At 59.3% G+C, this 22933-nt stretch carries 21 protein-coding genes; 20 read left to right on the top strand and 1 reads right to left on the bottom strand.

The window, feature by feature from the left end; genetic code table 11:
- Nucleotides 1-62: 62 nt before the first annotated feature.
- From fmt to EKM88_RS06580, 9 genes are all read left to right on the top strand, one after another.
- Nucleotides 63-1013, top strand: coding sequence for a methionyl-tRNA formyltransferase (gene fmt / locus EKM88_RS06620; protein WP_125704435.1), 951 nt, complete (start codon nucleotides 63-65; stop codon nucleotides 1011-1013).
- Nucleotides 976-2343, top strand: a complete 1368-nt coding sequence (gene rsmB / locus EKM88_RS06615; protein WP_125704433.1) for a 16S rRNA (cytosine(967)-C(5))-methyltransferase RsmB — start codon at nucleotides 976-978, stop codon at nucleotides 2341-2343. Before fmt ends, rsmB begins: the two co-directional genes overlap by 38 nt.
- A 28-nt stretch (nucleotides 2344-2371) precedes the next feature.
- Nucleotides 2372-3115 (top strand): Stp1/IreP family PP2C-type Ser/Thr phosphatase, encoded by a 744-nt coding sequence (locus EKM88_RS06610; protein WP_125704431.1) that lies wholly within the window; start codon nucleotides 2372-2374, stop codon nucleotides 3113-3115.
- Nucleotides 3112-5121 (top strand): Stk1 family PASTA domain-containing Ser/Thr kinase, encoded by a 2010-nt coding sequence (gene pknB / locus EKM88_RS06605; protein WP_125704429.1) that lies wholly within the window; start codon nucleotides 3112-3114, stop codon nucleotides 5119-5121. Before EKM88_RS06610 ends, pknB begins: the two co-directional genes overlap by 4 nt.
- A complete protein-coding gene (rsgA, locus tag EKM88_RS06600; protein WP_125704427.1) occupies nucleotides 5114-6022 on the top strand; it encodes a ribosome small subunit-dependent GTPase A in 909 nt (302 codons plus the stop codon). Before pknB ends, rsgA begins: the two co-directional genes overlap by 8 nt.
- 134 nt (nucleotides 6023-6156) lie before the next feature.
- Nucleotides 6157-6801, top strand: a complete 645-nt coding sequence (gene rpe, locus EKM88_RS06595; protein WP_125704425.1) for a ribulose-phosphate 3-epimerase — start codon at nucleotides 6157-6159, stop codon at nucleotides 6799-6801.
- Complete coding sequence (locus tag EKM88_RS06590; RefSeq protein WP_125704423.1) at nucleotides 6801-7466, top strand: thiamine diphosphokinase; 666 nt, start codon at nucleotides 6801-6803, stop codon at nucleotides 7464-7466. The genes rpe and EKM88_RS06590 overlap by 1 nt, the downstream gene beginning before the upstream one ends.
- A gap of 71 nt (nucleotides 7467-7537) precedes the next feature.
- Complete coding sequence (locus EKM88_RS06585; RefSeq protein WP_125704421.1) at nucleotides 7538-8155, top strand: hypothetical protein; 618 nt, start codon at nucleotides 7538-7540, stop codon at nucleotides 8153-8155.
- Nucleotides 8156-8226: 71 nt separating this feature from the next.
- Nucleotides 8227-9087, top strand: a complete 861-nt coding sequence (locus EKM88_RS06580) for a hypothetical protein (RefSeq protein WP_125704419.1) — start codon at nucleotides 8227-8229, stop codon at nucleotides 9085-9087.
- 47 nt (nucleotides 9088-9134) lie between these two features.
- On the opposite strand, the gene rpmB is transcribed toward EKM88_RS06580, so the two are convergent.
- Complete coding sequence (gene rpmB / locus EKM88_RS06575) at nucleotides 9135-9320, bottom strand: 50S ribosomal protein L28 (protein ID WP_125704417.1); 186 nt, start codon at nucleotides 9318-9320, stop codon at nucleotides 9135-9137.
- A gap of 256 nt (nucleotides 9321-9576) precedes the next feature.
- On the opposite strand from rpmB, the gene EKM88_RS06570 reads away from it, so the two are divergent.
- The 11 genes from EKM88_RS06570 to rnc all read left to right on the top strand — a co-directional run bounded on the left by EKM88_RS06570 (nucleotide 9577) and on the right by rnc (nucleotide 22927).
- Nucleotides 9577-9942: an Asp23/Gls24 family envelope stress response protein gene (locus EKM88_RS06570; protein WP_125704415.1), complete on the top strand. Its 366-nt coding sequence runs from the start codon at nucleotides 9577-9579 to the stop codon at nucleotides 9940-9942.
- A gap of 59 nt (nucleotides 9943-10001) precedes the next feature.
- Nucleotides 10002-11669, top strand: a complete 1668-nt coding sequence (locus EKM88_RS06565; RefSeq protein ID WP_125704413.1) for a DAK2 domain-containing protein — start codon at nucleotides 10002-10004, stop codon at nucleotides 11667-11669.
- Nucleotides 11670-11855: 186 nt separating this feature from the next.
- Complete coding sequence (recG, locus tag EKM88_RS06560) at nucleotides 11856-13895, top strand: ATP-dependent DNA helicase RecG (protein ID WP_164512029.1); 2040 nt, start codon at nucleotides 11856-11858, stop codon at nucleotides 13893-13895.
- A 73-nt stretch (nucleotides 13896-13968) separates the two neighbouring features.
- Nucleotides 13969-14970 (top strand): phosphate acyltransferase PlsX, encoded by a 1002-nt coding sequence (gene plsX, locus EKM88_RS06555; protein ID WP_125704411.1) that lies wholly within the window; start codon nucleotides 13969-13971, stop codon nucleotides 14968-14970.
- Nucleotides 14971-15054: 84 nt separating this feature from the next.
- Complete coding sequence (gene acpP / locus EKM88_RS06550; protein ID WP_125704409.1) at nucleotides 15055-15297, top strand: acyl carrier protein; 243 nt, start codon at nucleotides 15055-15057, stop codon at nucleotides 15295-15297.
- Nucleotides 15298-16111: 814 nt separating this feature from the next.
- The gene (locus EKM88_RS06545) at nucleotides 16112-17131 is read left to right on the top strand and encodes an ABC transporter ATP-binding protein (protein WP_125704407.1); all 1020 of its coding nucleotides are present in this window, start codon (nucleotides 16112-16114) and stop codon (nucleotides 17129-17131) included.
- A 3-nt stretch (nucleotides 17132-17134) separates the two neighbouring features.
- Nucleotides 17135-18085 (top strand): ABC transporter ATP-binding protein, encoded by a 951-nt coding sequence (locus EKM88_RS06540; RefSeq protein ID WP_125704405.1) that lies wholly within the window; start codon nucleotides 17135-17137, stop codon nucleotides 18083-18085.
- 3 nt (nucleotides 18086-18088) lie between these two features.
- Entirely contained in the window at nucleotides 18089-19051 is a 963-nt protein-coding gene (gene opp4B, locus EKM88_RS06535) for an oligopeptide ABC transporter permease (protein ID WP_125704403.1), read from the top strand.
- A gap of 18 nt (nucleotides 19052-19069) precedes the next feature.
- Nucleotides 19070-19990 carry an ABC transporter permease gene (locus tag EKM88_RS06530; protein WP_125704401.1) on the top strand — a complete coding sequence of 307 codons (921 nt, stop codon included), beginning with the start codon at nucleotides 19070-19072 and terminating at the stop codon, nucleotides 19988-19990.
- A 286-nt stretch (nucleotides 19991-20276) separates the two neighbouring features.
- On the top strand, nucleotides 20277-22067 hold the full coding sequence (locus EKM88_RS06525; RefSeq protein ID WP_125704398.1) for an oligopeptide ABC transporter substrate-binding protein: 1791 nt from the start codon (nucleotides 20277-20279) through the stop codon (nucleotides 22065-22067).
- A 155-nt stretch (nucleotides 22068-22222) separates the two neighbouring features.
- Nucleotides 22223-22927: a ribonuclease III gene (gene rnc / locus EKM88_RS06520; RefSeq protein WP_125704396.1), complete on the top strand. Its 705-nt coding sequence runs from the start codon at nucleotides 22223-22225 to the stop codon at nucleotides 22925-22927.
- The last annotated feature ends 6 nt before the right edge of the window (nucleotides 22928-22933 follow it).

Here is a 22933-nt window from a genome sequence, read left to right as displayed (position 1 = left end):
GGGGATCGCCGTGTATAATGGAACCGGTGCAGGATAACGTCACTAGCAATCGAGGTAATTCAATGACATCACTGATTTTTCTGGGCACGCCGGAGTTTGCCGTGCCAATTCTTGACGCATTAGCCGCGCAGTATCAGGTGCTGGCGGTTTTCACTCAGCCGGACCGCAAGGTGGGACGCAAGCAGGTGGTTCACCCGTCACCGGTCAAACAGGCTGCGACGCGCTTGGGCTTGCCGGTGTTGCAGCCGGAGAAGTTGAGCGGCTCGCCTGAGCTCGCGCAGGCCGTGGCGATGGCGCCAGACCTGATCATCACCGCCGCCTACGGGCAGTTTCTGCCTAACTCGTTTTTGGCCGCGGCCAAAATTGCGGCGCTCAACGTGCACGGCTCGCTGTTGCCGAAGTACCGTGGCGGCGCGCCGATCCAGTACAGCATCATCAACGGTGATGCGGAAACCGGCGTCACCATCATCGATATGGTGCACGAAATGGATGCCGGCGACATGTACGCGCAGGCCAAGCTGCCGCTGACCCGGGCGGATGACACCGGGACCGCGTTCGAAAAGCTCAGTTTACTGGGGCGTGACCTGCTGCTGGCGACCCTGCCAGCGGTCATTGCGGGCACGGCCACCAAGACGCCGCAGCCGGTGGATCAGGTGACGTTCTCGCCAACGCTAAAGAAGGCTGAAGAGCACTTGGACATTACGTTGCCGGCGCCACAGCTGGACAACTGGGTGCGCGGGTTGCGTCCCGCCGTGGGCGGCTGGGTCGACATGGCCGGGGTGCGGACCAAGCTCTGGGCGATCACGCCGCTTGAGGCGACCACCACGGCCGCTCCGGGCACCGTGATCACCCGGACGAAAAAGCGCCTTGTGCTGGCCGCCGGTGACCACACAACATTTGCCATCGATGAGCTGCAGCCGGCCGGTAAGGCGAAGCAGTCGATCGCCGCGTACCTGAACGGTGCCGGTCAACACATTGAAGAAGGAGCCCAAATCATTGGCGAAACCAACTGATCCGCGCACGCTGGCCGTGCAAATTCTAACCAAGGTCCGCACCCAGGGGAGTTACGCCAACCTGGCGCTGGACGCCAGCTTGCGTCAGGCGCACCTTGAGCCGCGCGATGCCGCCTTGGCGACCACACTGGTGTACGGGGTGATTCAGCATCAGCTGACGCTCGACTACTACTTGGAACCGTTCTTGGCCGGTAAAAAGGTCGACGACTGGGTCCGTGTGCTCTTGGACACCGCGCTGTTTCAGATGGTGTACCTCGACAAGGTGCCCGAGCGCGCCATCTTCTTTGAGTCCACCCAGATCGCCAAGCAGTTGGGTCACGCCGGCATCGCCAAGTTCGTGACGGCGATCTTGCGCAACGTGCAGCGCCAGGGGGTTCGGGACCCGCAGCAGATCGATGACCCATTGCAACGGTTAAGCATCACCGCCAGCGTCCCGCAGTGGCTGGTGGCGAAGCTGGTTGCCCAGCTCGGGCAGGCCAAAACTGAATCGATCCTGGCGGTGATCAACCAGCCGGCGGAGGCCAGCCTGCGCGTCAACACGACCAAGGGGACGCGTGATGAGCTGCAGTTCGAGCTGTCCGAGCGCTTCCCTGCGCTGCGTGACTCCGCGATTTCACCGGACGGGCTGGTCGCGCCGGGTGGGCACTTCGCCGGGTTGCCGGAGTTTGTGGTCGGCGCCTTCACGCTACAGGACGAAAGCTCGATGCTGGTCGCCCCAAGCCTTGCGCTTGAACCGAACAGCCGGGTGCTCGATGCCTGTGCCGCCCCGGGGGGGAAAACCACGCACATCGCGCAGTTTCTGGATCCTGCCGCGGGTGGCGAGGTGGTCGCCTTGGACCTGCACCCCCACAAGGTGAAGCTGATCGACCAAAACGCCAAGCGCCTCGGGCTGGCCGACCGCGTGCACGTCCAGGCCATGGACGCGCGCCAGGTCGGAGACCACTTTGCGACGGCCAGCTTCGACCGGATCTTAGTCGACGCGCCCTGCTCCGGACTGGGGCTGATTCGCCGTAAGCCGGAGATCCGCTACGAGAAGCAGCCGGCAGACCTTGAGAATTTGCCAAAAATTCAGCTGGCATTGCTCAATGCAGTCGCACCCCTGCTAAAATCACAGGGAAGACTGACTTACAGCACCTGCACGATGGTCGAAGAAGAGAACCAGGCCGTGGTCGCTGCATTCTTGGCGGCGCACCCCGAGTTCACCCAAGTGCCTGTGCCGCTGGCGCAGCCCCTTGACCGCGCACACGGGGCACCGGCCTTGCAGCTGTTCCCGGATGACTACAACACGGACGGCTTTTTCATCGCCAGCTTGGTGAAGCAGTCAGATTAATCCCCCAACGGGTCAATTAGGAGTCGTTATGGAATACACGTATCGAACAGACATTGGTCGCAAACGGCCAAACAACCAGGATTACGTTGGCTTGTTTGCCAATGCGGCAGGCACCACGCTGGCGATCGTCGCCGACGGCATGGGCGGCCACCTTGGCGGCGATGTCGCCGCGGAGATGGCCGTGTCGCACATCGGCTACGCGTTTGAAAAAACGGAGACGACGGACGTTGAGACCATCGTGCGCTGGCTGATTTTTGAGCTGCAAGAGGAGAATACGGTCATTCTGGAAAAGGCCCAGCAGTACGCCGACTTGAGCGGCATGGGCACCACCTTGGTGGCAGTGATCATCTCGGGGAACCGCTTCGTGGTGGCCAATATCGGCGACTCGCGCGGGTACCTGTACCGCAATCAGCACCTGATCCAGATCACCGAAGACCACAGCCTGGTCAACGAGTTGGTCAAAACCGGGGAGCTGACCCCTGAAGAGGCCGAGAAGTTCCCACAGCGCAACGTCATTACGCGCTCCCTTGGGGTGTCATCGGACGTTGATGCGGATGTGACCATTTACGACATGGAGTACGATGACTACCTCCTCCTGTGTTCGGATGGCCTGACGAATCAGGTCAGCGATGCGGAAATCGCGGCCGTCCTCGCACAGCCCGTGCCGATTGGCGAAAAGGCCGGCCAATTGATCGATAAAGCTAACGCAGCCGGTGGGCCAGACAACATCACCGCGCTGATCATTCACCAAGATTGGAGGGCGCAGCCTTGATCGAACCCGGATACATTCTGAACGAACGCTACAAACTGCTGAAGACCCTCGGCGAAGGTGGGATGGCCAACGTCTACCTGGCCCATGACTTGATTCTCGACCGTGATGTGGCGGTCAAGGTGCTTCGCCTTGATTTGCAAAACGATCCGGATACCATCCGGCGGTTTCAGCGTGAAGCGATGGCCACCAGCGAGCTCGTGCACCCGAACATCGTCTCGATCTATGACGTGGGCGAGGCACACGGGCAGCAGTACCTGGTCATGGAGTACGTGCAGGGGTCGGACCTCAAGAAGTACATTGTCGAGCATTTCCCGATTCCGTATCAGCGCGTGGTCGACATCATGCAGCAGATCCTGTCGGCGGTGCAGGTGGCGCATGACCACAACATCATTCACCGCGACCTCAAGCCCCAAAACATCCTGATCGACGCGGACGGTAACGCCAAGATCACCGATTTTGGCATTGCCGTGGCGCTGTCGGATAACTCGATGACGCAGACGAATTCGCTGCTCGGCTCAGTGCACTACCTGTCGCCTGAGCAGGCGCGCGGGGCGATGCCGACGCGCCAAAGCGACATCTACGCGCTGGGGATCATTCTGTTTGAAATGCTGACCGGCACGGTGCCGTTCGAAGGTGATTCGGCCGTTTCCATCGCGCTCAAGCACTTCCAAGAGAACATGCCAGCGGTGCGCGACTTCGATCCGCGTGTGCCGCAAGCACTTGAAAACGTGGTGCTCAAGGCGACCACCAAGGACCCAGCCAACCGGTACACCAGCGCGATGGCCATGGCGGCAGACCTCAAAACGGCGCTGTCTCCAACGCGCGCCCACGAGGCCAAGTACGTGGTGCCGACAGATGGCAGCTTGGACGAAACCAAAATCATCCCGCAGATGGCTGCCGCGGCGGTCACCCCGCAAAACCCTGCCGTGCCAAAGGAACCTGACGTGCACGCAGCCCCGAAGGCGCCCGGCGTCAAGCCAGCGGCCAAAAAAGGCCACTGGCAACGCTTCTGGCCGTTTTACCTGCTGGGGCTCGTGCTTGTGGTGATCGGCGGCGTGCTCATCTTTGCTTTTTCGGGCAATCGTGGGGATGCGGCGGTGCCTGATCTACGAGGCATGACGCGCAGTCAGGCGGTGAGCGCGCTGACGGCTGCCGACCTTAAGCTGGGCACAGTGTCGCATAAGGCATCGAGCAAGGTGGCAAAGGACCATGTCATCAGCAGCGACCCGACTCGCGCCACCAGCGTCAAAACGGATAGTGCAGTCGACGTGGTGTTATCGAGTGGCCCCAGCAAGGTGACCCTGACCGATTACGTGGGTCGGGACTACGCCGATGTGGCCAGCGACTTGCGCGACCGCGGATTCACGGTGAAGAAAACCAGCAAAACGTCCAATGAGGTGCCTGCTGGCCAGATCATGGCGCAAAACGTGGCGGCGGGTAAAAAGGTCGTCCCGGCTGACACCACCATCACCTTCACCGTTTCCAGCGGCACCAAGACATTCGCTCTGGAAAACTTTGCGGGGCAAACCAAGGCTTATGTCACGGCCTATGCTGACAGCCACGACCTGACGGTGACCTTTGAGGCCGAGCAGTTCAGTAGCAGCGTGCCGGCAGGGGCAGTGATCAGTCAGTCGCCGGCTGCTGGTAGCACGATGGTCAAGGGGGATCGCTTCAGCGTGACCCTGTCTAAGGGCACTGAACCGGTCAGTTCCAGTTCCTCCAGCTCGTCCAGCAGCGCTAGCACGCACACCACCACCCGGACGGTGACCGTCAGCTACGTTGCACCAAGCGGCGAGAGTGGGACGGACGCGACCCAAAGCGGCACCAACACGGTGCAGATCTACCTGCAAGACAAGACGCACAACATCGCAAGCGTGTACAAGAACCTAACGATCACCAGCGATACCCCCGTCACGCTGACCTTTACGCTGGACGCCAACACGACTGGCGCCTATCGCATCGTCAATAACGGTAAGGTGGTCGCCTCGGAGGACAATATTGAGTGAGACATTAACGGGTCAGATCATTCGCCAAGTGAGTGGGTTCTATGACGTGAAGGTGGGCGCGACCGTGTACCGTACCCGTGGCCGAGGGAACCTGCGCCAGCGCAAAATCACGCCGTTGGTCGGGGACTTTGCCGAGTTTCAGCCGGGGGCGCAGGCGGCAGACGAGGGCTACCTCCTGAAGGTGCTGCCGCGCACCAACGCACTGGTGCGCCCGCCGGTGGCCAACATTGATCAGGCCATCTTGGTCGTCGCAGCCGCTGAGCCTGACTTCTCACTGAATCTGCTGGACCGCTTTCTGGTGTATTTGGAAGGCAAGCAGATCCACGCGGAGCTGTACCTGACCAAAACCGACCTGGTGGCCCCGGCCCGACTGGCCGAGATCACGGCCAGCTTAGCGGGTTACGAGCGCATCGGCTACCGCACCTTTCACAGCGAGCCGCCGTTTGCCCCGGCGCTGCTGGCAGCCGTGCGCGAGACGTTTGCCAACCGCCTGACGATCTTTACCGGGCAAACCGGGGCCGGCAAGTCGACGCTGATCAACCACTTGGTGCCGGGGTTGCAGCTGGCTACGGGCGAGATCTCCAAGGCGCTCAACCGCGGGAAGCACACCACGCGGACGACTGAGCTGTTCATGGCGGCCGGGGGACTTGTGGCGGACACACCGGGCTTCAGCTCGCTCGGGTTGTTGGATGTGACGCTTGACGACTTACGCGACCGCTTCCCGGAGTTTGTTGCCGTCGCTGACCAGTGCAAGTTCCGGTCCTGTCAGCACGTGGCTGAGCCGCAGTGCGCGGTCAAGGCCGCGGTGGCGAGCGGGGCCATCATGGCGAGTCGCTACGAGAACTACCTGCAATTTCGCACGGAGTTGGCGGGACAGCGGCCCACGTACACGAAGCGGTGATCAGAATTAAGTGATACTGCATTTTTTTAAGCAAAAGCAAGCAAAACAGTAGCGCAGGCCGATGGTCTGCGCTATTCTTGTGGTAACGAGGCGTGCGGCGATCAGGCGTGCGTCAATCCAAGGAGGACCCTCTGATGAAAATTGCCCCTTCGATCCTGAGCGCGGATTTTGCCAATCTCGCGCGTGATATTCACACCGTGGAAGCCGCTGGCGCCGACTTACTGCATGTCGATGTGATGGATGGTCACTTTGTTCCGAACCTGACCTTTGGCCCGAGCATGGTCGCCGCGATCCGCCCGGTCACCAATCTCGGCCTGGATGTCCACATGATGGTGGATGCGCCGGGGCAGTGGGTGCAAGCCTTCGCTGAGGCCGGCGCGGACACGCTGATGATCCACGCCGAGGCCACTGCCCACCTGTACGGCACGCTTCAGGCGATTCGCACGGCGGGCTGCAAGGCCGGGGTCGTGATCAACCCGGGGACGCCGGTCAGTGCGCTGCTGGCGGTGCTCCCCATTGTGGATCAAGTCCTCGTGATGACCGTGAACCCCGGGTTCGGCGGCCAGCAGTTCATCCCCGCGATGACGGCCAAGGTGGCCGAGCTCAGTGCCTTGCGTGACCAGCAGGGGTATACGTACGCGATTGAAGTGGATGGCGGCATCACAGATGTCACCGCACCGGCCGTGTTGCAGGCCGGGGCGGACATCCTCGTGGCAGGGTCCTTCGTCTACGCAGCCGCTGATCCGGCGGCGCAAATGGCGAAGCTGCGGCGCGCCTGATGGGACCGCTGAACCTGATGGTGGGCGGGCCAAATGTTGCCCTGCCAGCACAATGGTCGGCCCTTGATGGGGCGTGGGTCGGCGTGGACCGCGGTAGCCTGCGCTTGTTGAACGCTGGCGTGACGCCTGTCTTTGTGGTGGGTGACTTTGACTCGCTGACCCCAGCCGAGCGCGCGCGGGTGTTTGGCGCAGTGGCCACCGTGCACACGGCGCCGGCGGAAAAGGATGAAACGGACACTGAAATGGCGGTGCGGCTGGCATTTGAGGCCGGCGCATCACGCGTGCGGCTGGTCGGTGCCACGGGGGGGCGGTTAGATCACCTGCTGAGCAACCTGTTTTTGCCCACCCAGCCGCGCTTTGCGACCGTCACCGAGCGGATCGAACTGCTGGATGCGCAAAACCGGGTCCGCTTCTATCAGCCCGGAACGCATCACTTGACCCCGGACACCGCCTACCGCTACTTGGGTGTGGTGCCGCTGACGGCCGTGTCACACTTAAGCATCCGCGGCGCCAAGTACCCACTGGCCGATTGGTCCAGCACAACGCCCTTTTCCTGGGCCTCCAACGAGTTCGTGGCCGGCACGGCAGTGACCCTGACATGGACCCGTGGGGTGGTGGCGGTGATCGAGTCCCGCGATCGCATCGGGCAGACCCGGGACAACTGATCCTGGGCTTTCCGTTTCCCTTTTGTGGGTCTCTTGCTATAATTGAAGCATTAAGGGCAGGAGGCATTCGGGTGGAAAATTGGGTGAGTCGCTTAAGTCAAAATCTCCTGGCGCGCGAGTTAGGGCTGGTCGCCTTGCTCGTGCTGGCCATTGTGGTGTATTACTTTCGCTACGTGCACGCGGCGCGCACGCTACGTGGCCGCCGGCAGCGCGGCCAGCTGACCCGGCTCATCAGCGGAACGCGGTTCTTCATGGTGGTGGTCGCTATGGCCTTGGTGGCCGTGCTGGCCTACGATCGCGTTTGGCCGCATCTGGCACCACGCTTTCAGCCGCGCGCGGCGGTGTCTTCGTCACACGCCGCACCGGCTTCAACTGCCAAAGCCGGCGCCACGACCGCGACGTCATCACAGGCTAGCACCAGTGCCCAAACTGCCAGCGCGGCGACCAGCGTCAGTGAAACGGCCCAAGCCCGGGCCGCGGTGCAGTTGGTCAACGATTACTACAGCCAGCACGCCGATGAGCTGAGTGACGCGCTGGTCGTCTACCAGTTTCTCGGTGAGACAACGGGGCGTGCTGGGATTACCGTCCAGCGAGTCGGCGGGTTCGTCAAGCACGGGACTAAGCTGACTCAGACTTATGAATTCTGGGTGTATCCGGGCGATCAGTTCGATCGCCAGACGCACTTTTAGGCAACCGCGAGACGGCGACAGGCTGTGTCGCGGTTTTGACGTCAATTCGCCCAGGTACAGGAGGTGACAAGATGGCCATCACGATTGGCACACATGCTTTGCTGGCGGGGGAGACACCACCAGCGGTATTTCCGGTGCGCATGCCGGTGGGGCTGAATGCACCGCTGTGGGCGCCTGGTGACTTTGCGATCGAAGGGCCGCTGACGGTGGGGGGACACGCCATCACCTTGACCGCACAGGGGCGCATGATGCTCCAGCTGGCGAACCCGACGCGCGATCTGAGCGATGCCACGTACACGCCTGGGCGTTTGGTCGTGATGCCCGAGGCGGTGGCCCGCACCATTACGGTCACCCGCACCATCACCTTTGTCGGCGCAGGGGCGCTGACCCCACCTGCTGTGGTGCAGCGCGTTAGCGTGCAAGTGCTGGCCGGCAAGGTTGGGGAGGATCGCGTGATGGGCTATGCCCCGGCGGCAGACTTCCCCGCACTGATCAGTCCCGCGGTGGCCGGGTTTGTTCCTGACCGTGATGTGGCAGCCATTGCACTGACCCCGGGCTTCACCCGGCCGGTGCACCGCTTCGTTACGGTCACCTACCTGCCGCGGGTGCTGGCCTACACCTTGTATCCGATGGATGCCGCGGGGGCGGTGCTGGCAGATGGGCACACCGTGCTGGGGTTGGCGGGCCAGCCGATCACGCAGTATCCGGCGTACCTGGGTTATGAGCGGCAGGTCGAAGCCCAGCGGGTGCCAGACGCGCCTGAGACCCCGGTTTTTGTGACTTACACGCCGGTGCAGTCGACATGGGTGGGGGTGCCACCCGCCGCCGCAAAGCCGGTGCCGCCCAAGCCAGCCCCGGTACAGCCACCCAAGGCAAGCCTCAAAACGGTGCTCCGCCAGCTGTTGCGGTGGCGCTTCAACGCGAAGCCATAAAAAAAGCGTCCCACCGGTTGGTGAGACGCCATTTTTTTGCCCCGGGACTAGACCCGAGTCACTTTACCTGATTTCAATGCGCGGGCAGATACCCAAACGCGCTTTGGCTTACCATCCACGAGGATGCGAACCTTTTGCAGGTTAGCTTTCCAGGTGCGGCGGCTGGAGTTCAAAGCGTGGGAACGCTTGTTGCCAAATACGGTGTGGCGCCCCGTGATTACGTCTTTTGCCATTTCTCGGACCTCCTTGCTTATCCGCAAGCTGCGAATTTTTCACTCAACTAACTTATCATAGGCACCGCGGGAATGCAAGAAGTTTTGCCAAGTTATTTTACTTGACAGGGTTCCCAAGCTGGCGCACAATCACGCCAGTCGGGCCGATATCGCGGCTTCTGGGCGCTAGCTAAACATGCCGCGCTATGCTAAACTAGTTTAGAAATGCCGCGCAGGCAGCGGCCGGCGCGCACGTTAGTCAATAGGAGGTCAGCACATGGCGGTCAAAATTAAAACCAAGTATGGGGTCATCGACATTTCCAACAACGTCATCGCGACAGTGGTTGGCGGTGCCGCCACAGACATCTACGGCATTGTGGGGATGGCCAGTCGCAACCAGATTCGCGACAACCTGAACGACATCTTGAAGCGCGAGAATTTTGCGCGCGGTGTGGTCGTTCGGCAGGCTGACAACGGCGTGACGGTGGAAGTGAACATCGTGGTAAGCTATGGCACCAAGATTTCCGAAGTCTGCCGCAACGTTCAAGACAAGGTCAAGTACAACTTGGAAACCATGCTCGGCGTGACGGCGAATGAGGTCACCGTGATCGTGCAAGGCGTCCGAGTTCAAAGCGTTGACTGACACCCTGATAATAACTGCGCTTGGCGGATGAAGCCAAGCAGCTTGGAGGCAATATTCCAGTGGAAGTAACCGAAATCACAGCCGCGAAGTTCCAAGATATGATTCGCGTCGCGGCGCATCGCATCAAGAAAAATGCTGAGTTCGTCAACTCGCTGAACGTGTTTCCCGTGCCAGATGGCGATACCGGGACGAATATGAACCTGACCTTCCAAACCGGGGCCAAGGCGGTGCTGGAAAGTGACAGCGATCACGTTGGGGCGTTAGCCAAGCACTTGGGCAAGGGCCTCTTGATGGGGGCGCGTGGGAACTCCGGCGTGATCTCCTCGCAATTGTTCCGCGGCTTCGCCAGGAGTGTGGCGGACAAAGATAGCCTGTCGGCGCAGGATCTGGCCGACGCGTTTGCCAGCGGCGTTGAGACCGCGTACAAGGCCGTGATGAAGCCGGTCGAAGGCACCATTTTGACCGTTGCCCGCGAAGGCGCAAAGGCTGGGCTGAAGGCCGCGGCCGGCTCTGACGATGCAGTCGTTGTGATGGCCGCTGTGGTCAAGGCAGCCAAGCGCGCCTTGGCGAAGACGCCGGATCTGCTGCCCGTGCTCAAGGAAGTCGGCGTGGTCGATTCCGGGGGTCAGGGGTTGGTCTTCATTTACGAAGGCTTCAAGGAAGGCTTAAGCGGCGAGTTAGAAGACGATGCCTATGTGCCGGACGAAGCTGAGATGGGCGAGATGGTCAACGCGACGCACCACCAGGGCGCGCAGACGCAGCTGAACCCGGAAGACATTGTCTATGGGTACTGCACGGAAATGATGGTCAACCTGGGTGTTGGGCCAGACCCGAAGCCGTTTGACTATGAGACCTTCCGCACCTACCTGAACCAGCTCGGCGACTCCACGCTGGTCGTGGCCGATGACGAGGTGGTCAAGGTGCACGTGCACACGGAACATCCGGGCACAGTGTTCAAGTACGGGCAGCAGTTCGGGACTCTGGAAAAGATCAAGGTCGATAACATGCGCTTGCAGCATGAATCGATCATCGAGCGCGAAGAACAGGCGGCCGAGAAGCCGCAGCCCCTGGCAGAGATCGCGGTGGTTGCCATCGCAGCCGGTGCCGGGTTGGGGGACCTGTTCAAGAGCCTCGGCGTGTCCCACGTCTTGAACGGCGGGCAGACGATGAACCCAAGCACCAACGACATCCTCGATGCCATCACCGCGGCGCACGCCAAGCAGGTGCTCGTGTTGCCGAACAACAGCAATATTTTCATGGCCGCGGAAGAGGCGGCCAAGGCCGCCGTGGTGGATGTGGCGATCGTCAAGTCGCGCACCATTAACCAGGGATTGACCGCAATGCTCGGGTTCAACCCGGAGCTTACGCTGGCGGATAACCAGGAAGCGATGACCGATGAACTGGGCAATGTCGTGTCGGGGGCTGTGACGCAGGCAATTCGCGACACCACCATCGATGGACTTGAGATCCACGAGAATGACTGGATGGGGATCATCGATAACAAGATCAAGGTCTCTGAGGGCGACCGACAGCAGGCCACCATCGACATGATCAGCCAGATGCTCGATGATGATGCCGAGATCATCACCCTGATTATCGGGGCAGACGGCTCGCGCGACGAGGCCGCGGCGATCGAAGCCGCCGTTACAGCCGCCGCGCCGGATGTCGAAGTCGAGATCCATGACGGCGATCAGCCCGTTTACCCGTACCTTGTGTCCGTCGAATAAGTCAGACACGATCTCCGGCTGCCCGATGGCGGTCGGAGATTTTTTTGGTTGCGGCGAGCGTGACTAATCCGGCCACCGGGCGTGCCTGCAGGCGCCACTGACTTGAGGCCTGCGCGGCTTTTGAAGCCGGCGTGCGTTTCTACTATAATAAAAGACAGCATCACGCGAGAGAAAGGCGGTGGCACCGTGGGATTGATGGACCCGTTGACTGAATTACCCGGGGTTGGCCCCAAGCGCGCGGAGCAGCTGGCGACGTTAGGGCTGACCCGGGTGGGGGAATTGCTGTTTTACTTCCCGTTTCGCTACGATGATTTGCAGGTCAAAGACCTCGCGGAAGCCGCGGATCAGGAGAAGATCACGCTGAAGGGCGTGGTCGTTGCGCCACCGGTGGTGACGCGGTTTGGGGCGCGCAAGAACCGCCTGAACTTGAAGCTGCAGGTGGCACACGCCGTGGTTTTGGTGACGTTTTTCAACCAGCCCTGGCTCAAGGACAAGTTCGAGGAAGGCACCGAGGCAGCGGTGTACGGGAAGTGGGATGCCAAGCGCCATACGATGACGGGGATGAAGGTGCTCGCGACGCAAACAGCAGACGCGCCGTCCTTGGCGGGGATCTATCCCGTCAACAAGCACGTCCGGCAAAGCACGCTGGTGGAGCTGGTACGCGCGGCGTATGACCGCGAGGCAGCCACAATGGGCAACGTGGTGCCGGCGGCGCTGCGCACGCGCTTTCGCCTGCTGCCGGATGCGGCCATCGTTCACGGCATGCACTTCCCAGAATCCAGCGCAGAAGCCAAGGCCGCACGCCGCAGTGCGATCTTCCGCGAGTTTTTTCTGTTTGAGTGTCAGATCCAGGCCCTGCGGGAGGATAATGCCAGCCCGGCCAATGGGTTGGCGATCCCCTACGATAACACTGCGCTGCGGGCGCTGATCCAGACGCTGCCCTTTGAACTGACCGCCGCGCAAAAGCGTGTCGTCAACGAAATCTGCGCAGATATGCGCGCCCCGCAACATATGAACCGTTTGCTACAAGGGGACGTGGGCTCCGGGAAGACGATCGTGGCCGCCATCGTGATGTATGCGGCCATCACCGCACGCTACCAGGCCGCCTTGATGGTGCCGACGGAAGTGCTGGCGGAGCAACACTTTGCGAAACTAACGCAGCTGTTCGCCGATTTTCCGGTTGAACTGGCGCTGCTGACTGGCTCGACCAGCGCAGCGGCTCGCCGCCCCATTCTGGCCGGACTCAAAACCGGGGCGATCGACCTGGTGATCGGTACGCACGCGCTGATCCAAAAGGCCGTGGACTACGCCAACCTGGGGCTGGTGGTGATCGACGAGCAGCACCGCTTCGGGGTCAACCAGCGCCGGGTGCTGCAGGAAAAGGGCTTGCGTCCCGACCTGCTGGCAATGACCGCCACGCCGATCCCGCGTACGCTCGCCATCACCGCGTACGGGGAGATGGACGTCTCAAACATCACCGAGCTGCCGAAGGGGCGCCAGCCCATCACCACCACCTGGGTGCGCAAGAATCAGCTGGGTGGGGCGATGAGCCGCGTGCGCAGCGAGCTGGCGGCCGGGCACCAGGTGTTTGCCATTACGCCGTTGATCGCCGAGTCGGAGAAAATCGACCTGCAAAACGCTGAGCAGTTGTCCGAGCAGCTGAGCCAGGCCCTGGCCGGGCAGGCCAAGGTGGCGCTTTTGCACGGGCAGATGAAACCGGCGGAAAAAGAGGCCATCATGCGCGCCTTTGCTGCCAATGAGATCCAGCTCTTGGTGTCTACTACGGTGGTGGAGGTCGGCGTGGACGTGCCCAACGCCACAGTGATGATGATCTTTGATGCCGACCGGTTCGGCCTGGCCCAGTTGCATCAGCTGCGCGGCCGCGTGGGCCGGGGGCAGGCGGCGGCGTATTGCATCCTGATCGCCGACCCGAAGAACGAAACCGGCGTGGCGCGGATGGAAACCATGGTGCAAACCACGGATGGCTTCAAGCTGGCCGAGAAGGACCTGGCGCTGCGCGGGGCCGGCGATATTTTTGGCGACAAGCAAAGTGGGTTGCCGGAGTTCAAGGTGGCCGATCCGGTGGCGGATTACCCGACGCTGACCGCCGCCCAGCAAAGCGCCGCGGCCCTGTTCAAGCAGGACCCCACGCTCAGTGCCGCGGAGTACGGGCCGCTTCGCGCATACTTGGCGTTGCGGCAGCAGGAAACCGGCCAGCTCGACTGACCGCGACAGTTGCAAAAAAAGGCCGCATAGCGCAAAGTAATCATAAGCACTGCACACGAAGGAGTGATCATTAGTGAAAATTGCCGTAGATGCAATGGGTGGCGACCACGCCCCAGAAGTTGTGATTCAAGGCGTTGAACGCGCCCGAAACGAGATGCCCGCGTGCGAGTTTTTGGTGTACGGGGATGAGGCCAAGGTGCGCCCGCTGATCCAAGACGACACCCGCATCACGCTGGTGCACACCACCGAAAAGGTCGAAAGTACGGATGAACCGGTTCGCGCTATTCGCCGCAAGAAGCAGGCGAGCATGGTGCTGGCCGCGCAGGCGGTCAAGAACGGGGAAGCCGATGCGGTGTTCTCACTGGGGTCAACCGGGGCTTTGCTGGCTGCCGGGCTTTTCATTGTGGGCCGGATTCCGGGGATCGATCGGCCAGGGCTGATGCCGACGCTGCCAACAGTGGATGGCCAGGGCTTCGTGATGCTGGATGTGGGGGCCAATGCGGACAACCGCGCCGCGCAGCTCGTCCAGTATGCGGTCATGGGCAACTTTTACGCGCATGACCTGCGAGGTGTTGCGACGCCACGGGTGGCGCTGTTGAACAACGGGACCGAGGCGAACAAGGGCGACGCGCTGCATCAGGAAACCTATCAGCTGCTCAGCGAGCTGCCCGGCATCCAGTTCATCGGCAACATCGAAGCCGATCATCTCTTACGCGGTGAGGCGGATGTAGTAGTGACCGATGGGTTCACCGGCAATGCGGCGCTGAAGGCCATTGAAGGCACCGCGAAGACCATCATGCACCTGATGAAGCACGCCATCCTTGACAGCGGCGTGAAGGCCAAACTGGGGGGTCTGCTGCTCAAGAACGACATCAAGGGCATCGCCAACACGTTCGATGTGTCGAGCTACGGCGGCGCGGTGCTACTTGGGTTAAAGGCGCCTGCGGTCAAGGCGCACGGCGGCTCAGACGCGGCCGCGGTGTACTACACCATCAAGCAGATCGCGGCAATGATCGATAACCAGACGATCCAAAAAAGTGTGGCCTACTTCGCGGCTCACCAGTCTGAGGCCTAAATGACAGTTGCCTCATTGGCCTAGACAAATCGGGTGCCATCAGGTATGCTTGATGGCGTCGAAAAAATAAGGAGGAGCCGTGTCATGACTGAGCAAGAAGTTTTTGATAAAATCGCGCGCTTGATCGAGGATCACTTTCAGATCCCAGCTGCGAAGATCACCAACGAGCTGAGCTTCAAGAAAGACCTCGATGCCGATTCAATCGACACCGTCGAATTTGTTCTCGAACTCGAGGACACGTTCGGTGCGGAGATCCCGGACGAAGAAGCCGAACATATCGAAACCGTCGGCGATGCCGTCCAGTACGTCTTGAACCACCAAAATTAAGCGAACAATCGGCTGTCACCCACATGACGTGGGTGGCAGCTTTTTTGTCAACCAGAGCGGAGTGGCGCGCACTTAGCGGAACGGGTAGTTTCGCCTAAGTGCTTGGGGCGTATTTGGCCCCGAGTGCTTAGGCGTGGCTAGCCGCTTCCGCGTTGCGCCACGCAGCTCGACGAAGATCGGAAAGAAGTAAGCAAGACAGAAAGTCTGTGACCGAGATGACACGGTCAGAAGACCTCGGAAATGGCTTGCGCCCGTACTTAGGCGCGAGTGGCAGGATGGCTTGGACCGCACCAACATAGCCACGCAGCTCGACGAAGCCTGGAAAGAAGTAAGCAAGACAGAAAGTCTGTGACCAAGATGACACGGTTTGAAGACCTAGGAGACCACTTGCGCCCGTGCTTAGGCGTGGCTAGCCGCTTCCGCGTTGCCCCACGCATCTTGACGAAGACCAGAAAGCAGTTAGCAAGGTAGAGAATCTCGGGTCCCATCATGATGCGTCGCTATGGTGTCGCCAGCGCCGCTTACGACGCATCGTGTCCCATGCCTTTTGGCCCTTCCGTGAGCTGAAGTTAAACACGTGTCCGTGATTCGAATACAAAAAGAGATTTCCGTGTCATAATTATAGAATGGTGAGCATTCGGCGCGCTCGATTAATTCGCTTGCTCAGGGCAAGAAAAGGCTTTCTAAGCCGGCAACCCTCTTGCAATGCGGCGGACTCTTTTATATAATGAACCATAAATTCATTTGAAGTCTAATCTTGCTCTCATCTTCGAGTTTTGTTCCGCGATTCGGAGTCAGCAAAGGGGGAGTCTATGTGGAAAAACCAGAAGATCTGCTTTTAGATATTCAGCATCTGCACACGGCATTTCGAGTCGGCGACGATTTTTATGATGCGGTCGACGATGTTAATCTGACATTGAGGAAAGACGAAATTCTCGCAATCGTTGGGGAATCCGGGTCGGGCAAAAGTACGCTGGCCACTAGTATCATCGGGTTGCACAATCCGTTGAACACGAAGGTCACAGGCGACATCTTGTACAACAACCTGAACTTGGTTGGCTTGAACGAGCCGATTTACAACCGGATTCGCGGCAACGATATCGGGATGATTTTCCAGGACCCATTGGCGGCGTTGAACCCGCTGATGCGCATCGGCGATCAAATCGCCGAAACCTTGGTTTATCACACCAAGATGACCAAGGAACAACGCGATGCGCGCGTACTGGAGCTGCTGGCGCAAGTCGGCATTCCGAATCCTCAGCGCACCTTCCGGCAGTATCCGCACGAACTTTCTGGTGGGATGCGGCAGCGTATCGTGATCGCGATCGCGATTGCCTGCAAGCCTCCGATCATCATTGCCGATGAACCGACCACGGCGCTGGATGTGACGATTCAGGCGCAGATCCTGGACCTGTTGCGTGACATCCAAAAAGAAACGCATTCTGGTATTATTTTGATTACCCATGATCTGGGTGTCGTGGCCGAAACGGCGGACCGGGTCGCGGTCATGTACGCTGGGCAGATGGTTGAACTGGGGACGGCTCAGGACGTCTTTGCCCACCCGACCCACCCTTATACGCGTAGCTTGCTCCGGTCGATGCCTCAGGCGGACGCCGATGATGATGAGTTGCACGTGATCCAGGGCGTTGTGCCATCCTTGAAGAATATGCAGATGACGGGGTGCCGGTTTGCCGAGCGTATCCCTTGGGTGCCTGAAACGGCGCACGAGGCGACCCCGACTATGCATGAAGTAGGGCCGGACCATTTTGTCCAGTGCACCTGCTACAAGACGTTCCACTTCCAGGATGAAGACGCCACACAGTCGGAGGGGTAGCATATGGCATTAATTGAAATCAGAGATCTAAAGATCCACTACCCGATCCGAAGCGGGTTCTGGAACCGTGTCACCGACCACGTGCTGGCGGTTGACGGGGTTAATTTTGACATTGAAGAAGGCGAGACTTACGGGCTGATCGGGGAATCCGGGTCCGGGAAGTCCACCATCGGGAAGGCCATCGTTGGCTTGGAACCCGTCACGTCTGGGCACATTTTCTACAAGGGCGAAGACATTACCAAGGCCAGCAACCGCAAGCGCCTGAAGTACAACAAAGACGTTCAGATGATTTTCCAGGACTCCTTGTCCAGTCTGAATCCCCGCAAGCGAATTGAAGACATCATTGCGGAACCGATCCGGAACTTTTCAAACCTGACCCCGACTGAGGAGCGCAAGCGCGTGCAGGAGCTCTTGGATATCGTCGGCATGCCATCTGATGCGATGTACAAGTACCCCCATGAATTCTCCGGTGGGCAGCGTCAGCGGATCGGGGTGGCCCGTGCGGTCGCCACGAACCCCAAGCTGATCATCGCCGATGAACCCGTGTCCGCGCTGGACCTGTCCGTTCAGGCGCAGGTGCTGAACTTCATGAAGCGTATCCAGCAGGAGTACAACATTTCTTACCTGTTCATCTCCCATGATTTAGGGGTCGTGAAGCACATGTGTAAGGAAATGTCGATCATGCACCGCGGGCGTTTCGTCGAGATCGGGAGCAAAGCCGACATTTACAATGATCCACGTCACATCTACACCAAGCGACTGCTGTCTGCGATCCCCGACGTTAAGCCGGCGGACCGTGAGGCGAACCGCGAACACCGCAAGGCCATTGAAGCGGAGTTCCGTGATGAAGAGAACCGCTACTACGACCAGAACGGCCGTGTCTACGACCTGCAACAGATCAGCCAGTCACACTGGGCGGCACTGCCAGAGCTGAAGAAAGACGGGGAGGCGTAGACTATGTGGAAAACCATTCTGAGACGATTTTTGGTGATGATCCCGCAGCTGATCCTGCTGAGTGTCTTAGTCTTCGTTCTGGCGAAGATGATGCCAGGGGATCCATTCACCGGGATGATCACCCCGCAAACGGACCCGAAGCAGCTGGACGCATTGCGCGCGGCGGCCGGGTTGAATGATCCGTGGTGGACGCAGTACTTCCGCTGGGTCGGCAACTTGTTCCAAGGCGACCTGGGGAACAGCTACGCGTACCGTCGGCCGGTCACTGGGCTGATCGGGGACCGCGCGGTCAACACCTTCTGGCTGGCGCTGTTCACGCTGGTCATCTCCTATGCCATCTCGATCCCGCTGGGTGTGATCGCTGGGCGATTTGAAGACAGTAACCGCGATAAGGCGATCCAGGTGTACACGTTCATTCTGCTGGCTGTGCCGAGCTTCGTCTTCCTGTTGTTCTCACTGCTGATTTTCGGGTACATTCTGGACTGGTTCCCGACCTCAGGGTATGTGTCCTTGAACGTGGACGCGGGCACGCCAGCATACTGGCTGAGCCGCTTCCAGCACATCTTGCTGCCAGGGCTGACCGCCGGTTTGCTCTCCACCTCAGGGACCATTCAGTACCTGCGGGCAGGGGTCATCGACAACACGAACGAAGACTTCGTGCGCACCGCACGCTCTAAAGGGGTGCCGGAACGCGTGGTCTTCTCCAAGCACATCCTGCGCAACTCCTTGCTGCCGATCGCCGCGTTCATGGGGAACTCCATCACCGGCCTGCTGGGCGGGTCGATCTACGTGGAAACCATTTTCTCCTACCAAGGGATGGGCCAACTGTTCATCTCATCGATTGGGACGCGTGACTACTCGGTTATCACGGCACTGACGCTCTTGTTTGGGTTCTTGACCCTGCTGGGGAACCTGCTCTCGGATATCATCATGAGCATTGTGGATCCGCGCATTCGCGTTGAGTAGTGAAAGGAGGAAATGACCATGGATAATAAAGAAGCAAACCAGGTTGTCGTGACAGCGGCCACCGCTGAAATCAAACCATCGCCATCCGCCTTTCGGGTGATCCTGCGCGAATTCTTGAAGGACAAGGTGGCCATCGTCTCCTTCGTCTTGGCAGTGGTCATCATGCTGGGCTGTGTCATCTGGGCGGCGTTTTTGAACCACGACACGATTGCCGAAGTGGACATCATGAACCGCTACTTGGCACCAGGCGTCAACGGCTTCGTGCTGGGGACCGATGAAGGGGGCCGTGATCTCCTGCCATACCTTGTGATGGCGGCACGGAACTCGATTGGGATCGGGGTCTCGGTGGCCCTGCTGAACGAAATCATCGGGATTTTCTTGGGCACCGTCTCCGGCTACTTCGGGGGCTGGATCGACAACATCATCATGCGCGTCGTGGACTTTTGGATGGTTTTACCGTCCATGCTGATCATCATCGTGCTGGTGTCGATCGTGCCGAACTACAACGGGGTCAAGCTGGTCCTTATTATGACCATCTTCTCCTGGACGGCCACGACCCGGCTGATTCGCTCCCAGGTCCTGTCACAGGGACGGCGTGATTACGTCATGGCCTCTAAGACGTCTGGGACGTCAAATCTGAAGATCATGTTCGGGGGCGTTTTGCCGAACATCTCCTCGATCATCATCACCGACCTGACCCTGACCGTGGCCAGCTCGATCGGGATCGAGTCTGGGTTAGCCTTCCTGGGCTTTGGCCTGCCCAACGGCACGCCATCGCTGGGGACGTTGATCGGGTACGCGACGCAACCGGAAATTATCATCGACCGGTGGTGGGTCTGGTTACCGGCCGCACTCTTACTGCTGGTGCTGTCCATGTCGATCAACTTTGTCGGCCAAGCCCTGAAGCGCGCGGCGGATTCCCGTCAGCGGCGTGGGTGATCCATACATTAGAATTGTCTGCGGCGCATCTGAGGATGCGCGGCATACTTTAGCGGCGAGCCCAGGTGGCTCGCCGTTAACGCATGTCGATGGACATGACGTGACGGCGCGGCTCGCTGGCGCGTATAATGAGCTGTTGAACGAATTATGAGCAAAATGAGTAAAAATTGTGAAAATTAGCGTTGACAATAGTTTTTAATTAAGCTATCATTTTGTTCACAGAAAGCGTTCAACAGTTTCGATTTCTGGACCGTTGAGGGTTGGCTATATTTAAGGGGGAAACTTCATGAAGAAGAAATCCGCATTTGGATATGTGACCCTTACCGCTGCACTGAGCATCCTGCTGGTTGCCTGCGGTGGTAAGAGCACAAGTAACAACACCGATTCAAGCACGGCGAAGAGCGTCAGCTTCTCGACCGCGTACAAGAGCAGCAAGGCAGCCATTAAGGGTGGCACCTTGAATGTGGCGGTTGTGACGGATTCACCGATCAAGGGGATCTGGAGCGAGCAATACTACGATGACCAGACGGACGCGGACTTCATGTCTCCAGCCGCTGAATCGCTGTTCTCCACCGACGGCTCGTTCAAGTTCACCAAGGACGGGGCGGCAACGATCACGTTTGACAACGATGCGAAGACCGCGACCGTTAAGATCAAGGACAACGTCAAGTGGTCCGATGGCGAACCTGTGACCGCGCAAGACTATCTGTTCGCTTACGAACAGGTGGCCAACAAGGATTCCGAAACCCAACGTTACACCGGGGCTTTGCAAAACCTTGAAGGGTTGACGGAATACCACGATGGCAAGTCCGACTCGATTTCCGGGTTTGAAATGCCAGATGGCCCTGATGGGAAGACTGCTGTGCTTCACTTCAAGGAAATGAAGCCTTCCTTCACCCAGTCCGGGAACGGCTACTTCCTCGAATCCGCTGCACCTTACCACTACCTGAAGGACGTGCCGTTCAAGGACATGGCCGCCAGCGACAAGATCCTGAAGACGCCACTGTTCTTTGGCCCATTCGTGATGAGCAAGATTGTTGCGGGTCAGTCGGTTGAATACACCCCGAACAAGTACTACTACAAGGGTGTGCCAAAGCTGGACAAGGTCACCGCAGAAGTGGTTTCCTCCTCCTCCATCGCGGCCGCTTTGAAGAACCACAAGTACGACTTGGCGCTTGAAATGCCAACTGCCACGTACGACAACTGGAAGAAGATCAGCGGTTACACAAACCTGGGCAAGGAAGAGCTGTCTTACACCTACTTGGCCTTCAAGGTCGGGAAGTTTGACAACGACAAGTCCGTCAACGTGTTGGACAAGAACGCGAAGATGAACAACAAGTCCCTGCGTCAGGCGATGGCCTACGCGCTGAACAACGATGACATCAACGCGAAGTTCTACCCAGGCGGCCTGCGGACCACCGCAACGACCCTGATCCCACCGATCTTCGGTGAATTCCACTCCGATGCCAAGGGTTACACGCTGAACATCAAGAAGGCTAACAGCTTGCTTGACAAGGCGGGTTACAAGAAGGGCAAGGACGGCTACCGGACCGACCCAGACGGCAAGAAGCTGACCATCAACTTCGCCTCCATGGCCGGGAGCGACGCTGCTGAAGCGATCGCCCAAGACTACATCCAGCAATGGAAGAAGATCGGCCTGCGCGTTAAGTTGACCTCTGGTCGTCTGCTCGACTACAACAACTTCTACGACAAGGTTGAAAAAGACAGCAAGGACATCGACGTCTTCCAGGCGGCATGGGGTCTGTCTTCCGAACCTTCACCTGCTGACCTGTACTCTGAAGAAGCACCTTACAACATGGCGCGTTTCGTGACAGCTGAAAACACCAAGCTGTTGAACGATATCGATTCTCAAGCTTCCCTGAACACGGCACACCGTGTCAAGGCCTTCAAGGCATGGCAGGATTACATGCTTGACGAAGCGTACGTTGTGCCGCTGCAGTACCGCATGGCGGTTACGCCGGTCAACAACCGTGTCAAGAACTTCAACATTGCGTACGGCTCCGATGGCACGCAATGGCAAGATATCCAGGTTACCAGCGCAAGCCGCGCCAAGTAATCTGCTCGGTGAAAAAGCATCCGCTCAGCGGGTGCTTTTTTGTTGCCATCAGGCGTGTCTCAGCACCCGAGAATCGCCCAGTTGGTGGTAATTGTGGCAGTTGACTTGTATAATGGTTAGGAATAGTGCGCCCAGCGCACGGAGGGGGAATCACAATGGTTGCATCAGAATTCGTGAGTGAACTGCGGCATCGTTACGGCATCGAGTTTCATGACCTCAGCCTGCTTGACGAAGCCTTCACTCACTCCTCATATGTGAACGAGCACAAGGAGCTCGGCTTGCGCGATAACGAGCGGCTTGAGTTCCTGGGGGATGCGGTGCTTGAGCTGACCGTGTCCGATTACTTGTACCGTCACTTTCCTGACCTACCCGAAGGCAAGCTGACCCGGATGCGGGCAGCGATCGTCCAAACGAAGAGCTTCTCTGCTTTTTCGCAAGAGGCCCATTTTGACCAGTACGTCAAGCTGGGCAAGGGTGAGGAAAATGCCGGTGCACGGCAGCGCAAGACGCTGCTGGAGGACCTGTTTGAGGCCTTCAACGGGGCCTTGTACCTGGATCAGGGGCGTGAGGCCAACATTCGCTTTGCCGAACAGGTGATTTTTCCCAAGATCGCGGCGGGCCAATTCGCGGCGAACATGGATCACAAGACGGCGTTGCAGGAGTATGTGCAGCAAAACGGTGAGGTGCTCATCGCCTATCACCTGATGTCCGAAGTGGGGCCGGCGCACGACCGGCAGTTCCAAGTGGACGTGACCGTTGACGGCCAGGTCCTCGGTTCGGGTATCGGCAAGAATAAAAAAGCGGCGGAGCAGGCGGCTGCGGCCGATGCACTGACTCGGCTGCAGGCCGGGACGGAGTGAGTGAGC

The sequence above is a fragment of the Lacticaseibacillus daqingensis genome (genome assembly GCF_003946115.1).
GTDB classification, from domain to species: Bacteria; Bacillota; Bacilli; order Lactobacillales; family Lactobacillaceae; genus Lacticaseibacillus; species Lacticaseibacillus daqingensis.
This window is presented reverse-complemented; position numbering and strand designations above follow the sequence as displayed.

What these genes read in the sequence shown, in the direction of transcription:
- fmt (WP_125704435.1), top strand. Translation starts at nt 63, where the DNA reads ATGACATCACTGATTTTTCTGGGCACGCCGGAGTTTGCCGTGCCAATT.
- EKM88_RS06610 (WP_125704431.1), top strand. Translation starts at nt 2,372, where the DNA reads ATGGAATACACGTATCGAACAGACATTGGTCGCAAACGGCCAAACAAC.
- rpe (WP_125704425.1), top strand. Translation starts at nt 6,157, where the DNA reads ATGAAAATTGCCCCTTCGATCCTGAGCGCGGATTTTGCCAATCTCGCG.
- EKM88_RS06590 (WP_125704423.1), top strand. Translation starts at nt 6,801, where the DNA reads ATGGGACCGCTGAACCTGATGGTGGGCGGGCCAAATGTTGCCCTGCCA.
- EKM88_RS06580 (WP_125704419.1), top strand. Translation starts at nt 8,227, where the DNA reads ATGGCCATCACGATTGGCACACATGCTTTGCTGGCGGGGGAGACACCA.
- rpmB (WP_125704417.1), bottom strand. Translation starts at nt 9,320, where the DNA reads ATGGCAAAAGACGTAATCACGGGGCGCCACACCGTATTTGGCAACAAG.
- EKM88_RS06570 (WP_125704415.1), top strand. Translation starts at nt 9,577, where the DNA reads ATGGCGGTCAAAATTAAAACCAAGTATGGGGTCATCGACATTTCCAAC.
- acpP (WP_125704409.1), top strand. Translation starts at nt 15,055, where the DNA reads ATGACTGAGCAAGAAGTTTTTGATAAAATCGCGCGCTTGATCGAGGAT.
- EKM88_RS06540 (WP_125704405.1), top strand. Translation starts at nt 17,135, where the DNA reads ATGGCATTAATTGAAATCAGAGATCTAAAGATCCACTACCCGATCCGA.
- opp4B (WP_125704403.1), top strand. Translation starts at nt 18,089, where the DNA reads ATGTGGAAAACCATTCTGAGACGATTTTTGGTGATGATCCCGCAGCTG.
- EKM88_RS06530 (WP_125704401.1), top strand. Translation starts at nt 19,070, where the DNA reads ATGGATAATAAAGAAGCAAACCAGGTTGTCGTGACAGCGGCCACCGCT.
- EKM88_RS06525 (WP_125704398.1), top strand. Translation starts at nt 20,277, where the DNA reads ATGAAGAAGAAATCCGCATTTGGATATGTGACCCTTACCGCTGCACTG.
- rnc (WP_125704396.1), top strand. Translation starts at nt 22,223, where the DNA reads ATGGTTGCATCAGAATTCGTGAGTGAACTGCGGCATCGTTACGGCATC.